Genomic DNA, 5794 nt, shown 5'->3' on the forward strand with positions numbered 1-5794 from the left:
TCCGATCTCCGACGTTCAGCGCCGGGGAGGTGGCGAGATCTCGCGGCCGGGCCGCCGGCGGGCAGCGCGGTCACCGGCGGCGCGGCGTGATCAGTCCCGACTCGTACGCCCACACGACCAGCTGGGCCCGGTCACGGCAGTGCAGCTTGGTCATCGCCCGGTTCACGTGTGTCTTGGCGGTCAACGGACTGATCACCATCCGCACGGCGATCTCGTCGTTGGTCATCCCGCGGGCGACGAGCTCGACGATCTCCTGTTCGCGGGCGGTCAGCACGTCCCGGCCGGCCGCCGGCACGGCTGGCGGTGGGCCGGCCACGAACTCGCTGATCAGCGTACGGGTGACGGCCGGCGCGAGCAGTGCATCGCCGCGCGCCACGACGGCGACGGCCTGCAGCAGGTCGGCGGGGTCGGCGTCCTTGAGCAGGAAACCGCTGGCGCCCGCACGCAGGGCGGCGAAGACGTAGGAGTCGAGCCCGTAGTTGGTGAGAATGAGAATCCGGATCGCGGCAAGGTCGGGGTCCGCGGCGATGCGCCGGGTCGCCTCGATGCCGTCGAGGCCCGGCATCTGCACGTCCATCAGTACGACGTCCGGGCGCAGGCGTCGCGCGAGGTGCACGGCCGACGTGCCGTCGGTGGCCTCACCGACGACCTCCAGGTCGTCCTCTGCCTCCAACAGCGCCCGGAACCCGGCTCGCATCAGCGCCTGGTCGTCGGCGAGCAGGACCCGGATCATGCCGGCTCCCCGCGCCGTCGCCCGGTCATGCCGGCTCGTCGAGGGGGAACGTGGCCCGCACCGTGAACCCGTGGTCGTCGCGGGCGGCGGCTTGCAGGGTGCCGCCCAGTCCGGTGACCCGTTCCCGCATACCGCGCAGTCCCACCCCCGGTGTCGGGGGCCGCGCCGGCGACGCCCGCCCGTCGTCGGTGACCGCGACGGTCAGCCCGGCCGGGGCGTACTCGACGTGAATGTGCGCGGTAGCGGGGCCGGCATGGCGGGCCACATTGGTCAGGGCCTCCTGGACGACCCGGTAGCCGGCCTGGTCGACCTCGTCGGGCAGGCTCCGGGGCCGGCCGCTGACGGTGACCTGGACCGGCACGCCGACCGCCCGGGTCCGCTCGGCGAGTTCGTCCACCCGGGCCAGCCCGACGCGGTCGTCGTCGGGGGCGCGCAGGATGTCGAGGGTGGTGCGTAGTTCCCGCATCGCGGCGCCGCTGGCCTCCTGGATCGCCAGCAGCGTGGCCGACGGTTCCTCGCCGTGCTTGCGGGCCAAATGCACGGCGATCCCGGCCTGCACCTTGATCACCGAGATGCTGTGGGTCAGGGAGTCGTGCAGGTCGCGGGCGATGCGCAGACGCTCCTCCCCGGCACGGCGCAACGCCATCTCCTCGCGGGTGCGTTCGGCCTCGATGGCCCGCTGTTCGACCTGCTCCAGGTACGCCCGGCGTTGCCTGCCGACGAGCCCGGCGACGTTGGCCGCCACGAACCATCCCAGCAGCAGGGCCGTCCGCTCGACGATCAGCTGGTTGGGGCGGTCGGCCGGCGCCACCGAGACGTCGCGGGCCAGGAAGCCACCGAGAAAGGCGAGGCTGGCCACGGCGGCGGCCGCCCGGCGACCCCGCCAGGCGGCGAGGTAGACCACGCCGAGCACGGGGAACGCGGCGGACACCCCGGAGTGCACCCGGATGTGCAGGGCCAGCATAGCGGCGGTCACCACGCCCAGCGCGACCACCGGGTACCGCCGGCACACCGCGAGGGCCGCCGCCATGGCGAGTACCAGGGCGACGTCGAGGGCCCCGACGGTCGCGGCGTCCGGTGCGAGCGCGGCGTTGCCGAGCAGCAGGCCGCCGAGGGCGAGTCCACTGAGGGCGTACGGCAGGTCGCGGCGCATGGTCGCACTGTAGAACGGCCGTCGTCCGTCAAGCATCCCGCGCGTGCGGTAGATCAGGCGTACCACGGGGGTGGTATCGCGGCGGAGCAAGTGTCTGCGGCGGAACGACGTTTTCCCAGCCCGCCACGGCAAGCATCGACCTCATGACATACCGCTTCTTCACCCCCATCCCCACGAAGGCGGCCACCGGCCGCACCGCGGAGGTCTACCAGCAGTCGCGCGAGGACTTCCTCGGGCCGCTGCCCACCTTCCAGGTGCTCTCGGCCGTGCCGGAGGTGCTGGCCGCGACCTGGTCGCTGCTGCGCGAGGCCCTGCTCGCCGGGGACGCGTCCCGGGTCGAGCGCGAACTCGTCGCGGCGGCCGTGTCCCGGGCCAACCGCTGTCAGTTCTGCGTCGACGCCCACGTGCTGCTGCTGCACGCCCTGGGCGAGCACGCTCTGGCCGAGGTCGTCGCCCGGGGCGGGACGCCACCCGACCCGAGGCACGCCGAACTCGCCCGCTGGGCCCAGGCCAGCCGCAGCCCTCGCGCCGCCGCCTGGAGCAGCACGTACCGCCCGGAGGTCACCGGCACGCTGCTCGCCTTCCACTTCATCAACCGGATCGTCTCGGCGCTGCTCGACCCCGACCTGCTCCCCGGCGGCCTGCAACGCTCCCCGCTGGTGCGTTCGGTCGGGGGCCGGTTGTACGCCAGGGCCGCCCGGGAGCCGAGGGAACCCGGTCACAGTCTCCCGCTCATCGAGGCGGGTCCGACGCCGCCGCCGGCCTGGGCGGGGGACAGCCCGGTCGGTGTCGCCTACGCCTCGTTGCGAACCGCCGCCACCCGGGGCGGGGACCTGCTGGGCGACGTGGCCCGCCAGACCGTGACGGCCACCGTGCGCTGGGAGGACGGGCGGTTCCCGGCCCGGCCCGCCGACTGGGCCGTCGACCTGGTCCGGGACGTGCCCGGCAGGGACCGTATCGGAACCCGGATCGCGTTGCTGGCGGCGTTCGCGCCCAGCGCGATCAGCGTGGGGGACGTCGCCCTCTGGCGGCTGTCGCACCCCGCCGACGCCGACCTCGTCCGGCTGGTCGCGTACGGGGCGATCACGGCCACCGACCATGTCGCCCAGGCCCTGGCCTCGGCGCACCTCTAGGAGATCACCATGCGTAAGGCATTCGTCGTCAGCGCCGCCCTGCTGCTCATCGCGTTCGCCGTCCAGTTCGTCTTCGCCGCCGTTGGCGCGTTCACGAAACCCGGGGGCGACGGCGCGTACGCCCTGCACAGTGTCAACGGCATGGCCGTCATCCCCGTCCTCACCCTGCTCACCGCCCTGTTCGCCGCGCTGGCGAAGGCGCCGGGCCGACTCGTCGGACTGGCGATCCTGCCGGTCGGCCTCGTCGTCGTGCAGGCGCTTCTCGCCATGCTCGCCAACGCCTCCACCGACGCCGCCGGAGTCAGCACCGCGTTCGGCCTGACCCTCGGCGGGTTGCACGCGCTCAACGGCATCGTCGCGGTGCACGTCGTGGTCGGCGTCCTTCGGGCAGCGCGGAGGCTGGGTGGTCCGGCGCCGGTGGGCGACATCCGCGCGGCCGTCCGGGAGGGGGAGCCGGCATGACCACCGGCTCGCTGCTCGTGGCGGACCTCGTGCTCGCGGTCCTCACCGCCGCCGGATGGTTGGGTGGCGGCGCCGCGGCGGCCGCCCGGCGCCGTCCGCTCGCACTCGGGCTGGCCGCCGTCGCGCTGCTCGCCACGCTCGGCCGCGCGCTCACGGTGATCGCGCTCGCCCGCGCCGGCTGGTGGTTCGCCGCGGAGAAGGTCCTCATTGCCGCGCCCCTGTCGCTCGCCGCGGTGGTCGTCGCCGGGCCGCGGCTGCTGCGGGCCGCGGGCGACCTCCGGTCCGTCGCGGTCCCGCTCCTCTTCGCCGGGTACGCCGTGAGCGGCGCCCTGCTCGTGACGATCCTGCACGGGTATCCGGCGTCGGCCTCGGTGGGGCTGCTCGCGGTCGCCGGGGTCGGCACGGCGGCGGCGGTCTCGTGGCGCTTCCTCGACGCGCGCCCGTCCCGGACGGTGTCCCGGGCGGCCACCGTGGTGACGGTCGCGGCCCTGCTGGCCGGAACCGGGCTGGCCGTCGCCCCGGACGCCGCGCCCGCCGTACCGCACGATCATGGCTATCCGCAGATCCGGACCACCGACGAACCCACTCGGCGGTTCACCCTGACGGCCGGGACGGCCAGGGTGAACGTGGGCGGCCGCGACGTCGCGGCGTGGGCGTTCAACGCGCAGGTACCCGGGCCGGAGTTGACCGCCACCGTCGGCGACGTCGTGGAGGTGACGCTGCACAACCGGGACATCGGGCGGGGCGTCACCCTGCACTGGCACGGGTACGACGTGCCGAACAGCCAGGACGGGGTGCCCGGGGTGACGCAGGCAGCGGTGCTGCCCGGCCAGGAGTTCGTCTACCGGTTCCGTGCCGATCAGGCCGGGACGTACTGGTACCACACCCACGCGGTGTCCGACGTCGGTGTGCGGATGGGCCTCTACGGCGTCCTGGTGGTGCGCCCGGGGCCGACGACCGGCCTCGACGTCACCGTGCCGGTGCACACCCTGGCGGGTCGTCCGCTGCCACCGGCGCGAGTGGAGCGGGTCGAGGCCGGCGTGCCGGTGCGGCTGCGCCTGATCAACACCGACAACACGACGCACCGGTACGCCCTGGCCGGGGCCGCCTTCCGGGTCGCCGCGATCGACGGCTCTGATCTGCGGGGTCCGACGCCGCTCGCGGACACCGCCGTGCTGATCCCGGCCGGGGGCCGCTACGACCTGGTGTTCACCGCGCCGGCCACCCCGGTGGCGCTGTTCGTCGACGGACGGGTGGTCTACTCCACCGGGGAGGTGTCGACGGCGACCGGCGGGTGGCCCGTCCTGGACCCGCTCACCTACGGTGTGCCGGCTCCGATGCCGTGGGCCCGGTTCGACCGGAAGTTCACCCTCGTCCTCGACCGTGGTCTCGACCTGCACGGACTGCTCCCGCGATACGCCCACACCGTGAACGGCGCGGCCGATCCGGACATCCCGCCGCAGGTCGTCCGCCGCGGCGACGTCGTCCGCTTCACGATCGTCAACCGGTCGCAGACCGTGCACCCGTGGCATCTGCACGGCCACCACGTCCTCGTGCTGTCCCGCACCCGGAAGGCGGCGATCGGAAGTCCGTTGTGGCTGGACTCGTTCGACGTCCGGCCGGGTGAGGTGTGGGAGGTGGCGTTCCGAGCCGACAACCCGGGGATGTGGGCCAACCACTGCCACAACCTGGGGCACGCCGACGCCGGGATGACGCTGCACCTGATGTACTCGTGATCTCCCGCGCCGTTCCCGGTTTCGGCCCGACCCTGGCGGGAACCCCGTCGCCGCCCGTGCAGCGGAGGCAGGCGACGAAGAGGTGGCTATGACGCTGGCCAACCCGGCTCCCGACTATTTCGAGCCCGAAGACGGCATGTTCCTGGCGACGCTGCTCATCGTCCGCGACATCGATCGGTCGCGGGAATACTACGAGCGGGTGTTCGGGGCGACGTGCGTCCATGACGCGAACCCGTTGATCATGAGGTTCTTCAACAGCTACATCATCATCAACGTCGAGGGCGGCCCGACGGACGACAAGCCGACGGTCCAGGCCAAGGCCCCGGTCGACTCCAACACCCTGAGCTGCGCGATGAATGTCCGGGTCCGGGACATCCACGCGCTCTACACCGAGTGGAAGGCCCGCGGCGCGGATTTCCTCACCGAGCCGAAGGACCACGGCACGGAGATCCGTTGTTACCTCCGCGACCCCGACGGCTATCTGGTGGAGATCGGGCAGGGCCTCTAGCCGCGGAGTCCCATCGCGGGCCGCCGGATCGGGCAGGCGCAACACCCGGCCCCGCCGCCACGCGACGGG

General features: G+C 73.3%; 6 protein-coding genes. 4 read left to right on the forward strand and 2 right to left on the reverse strand.

The features are described 5' to 3' along the window. Positions 1–70: 70 nt before the first annotated feature. A complete protein-coding gene (locus AB0J68_RS25295; protein WP_354855471.1) occupies positions 71–733 on the reverse strand; it encodes a response regulator transcription factor in 663 nt (220 codons plus the stop codon). 25 nt (positions 734–758) lie between these two features. Beyond that, complete coding sequence (locus AB0J68_RS25300) at positions 759–1886, reverse strand: sensor histidine kinase (RefSeq protein WP_354855470.1); 1128 nt, start codon at positions 1884–1886, stop codon at positions 759–761. Between the two features lie 143 nt (positions 1887–2029). Here AB0J68_RS25300 and AB0J68_RS25305 point away from each other — a divergent pair, with 143 nt between their 5' ends. The 4 genes from AB0J68_RS25305 (at position 2030) to AB0J68_RS25320 (ending at position 5725) form a co-directional block, all read left to right on the forward strand. Further along, positions 2030–3019: a carboxymuconolactone decarboxylase family protein gene (locus tag AB0J68_RS25305; protein WP_363940660.1), complete on the forward strand. Its 990-nt coding sequence runs from the start codon at positions 2030–2032 to the stop codon at positions 3017–3019. A gap of 9 nt (positions 3020–3028) precedes the next feature. Next, positions 3029–3481: a DUF6220 domain-containing protein gene (locus tag AB0J68_RS25310; RefSeq protein ID WP_355066426.1), complete on the forward strand. Its 453-nt coding sequence runs from the start codon at positions 3029–3031 to the stop codon at positions 3479–3481. Beyond that, positions 3478–5217 (forward strand): multicopper oxidase family protein, encoded by a 1740-nt coding sequence (locus tag AB0J68_RS25315; protein WP_363940661.1) that lies wholly within the window; start codon positions 3478–3480, stop codon positions 5215–5217. Before AB0J68_RS25310 ends, AB0J68_RS25315 begins: the two co-directional genes overlap by 4 nt. A gap of 88 nt (positions 5218–5305) precedes the next feature. Continuing rightward, positions 5306–5725, forward strand: coding sequence for a VOC family protein (locus AB0J68_RS25320; RefSeq protein WP_355066424.1), 420 nt, complete (start codon positions 5306–5308; stop codon positions 5723–5725). Positions 5726–5794 lie beyond the last annotated feature (69 nt).

The sequence above is a fragment of the Micromonospora sp. NPDC049580 genome, from assembly GCF_040675595.1.
Classification (GTDB): Bacteria; Actinomycetota; Actinomycetes; order Mycobacteriales; family Micromonosporaceae; genus Micromonospora.